Raw genomic sequence first — 203 nt, forward strand, 5'->3', positions numbered from 1 at the left:
ACAGGTATCAAACATGATAAACAAAGAGATAAATATATTTCTTTTATCACTAATGCTAAAGCAAAAATTATAGAATGGAAAAGTATTGAATTTGATGGGGATGAAGAATTTGAAGGAAAAATATATAATGATGAAAGTAAAGCCCTTTATGCTCTTATCAATCGTGCTAGAATGATTAAACAAAATAGAATCAGTTTTGTGTA

At 26.6% G+C, this 203-nt stretch carries 1 pseudogene; it reads left to right on the plus strand.

Features of this window, described 5'->3' with window-relative positions:
• Window positions 1–203: pseudogene (locus AJ884_RS00010) on the plus strand (hypothetical protein); the annotation flags it as partial.

The organism is Campylobacter sp. BCW_6463 (genome assembly GCF_001762785.1).
Lineage (GTDB): Bacteria > Campylobacterota > Campylobacteria > Campylobacterales > Campylobacteraceae > Campylobacter_D > Campylobacter_D jejuni.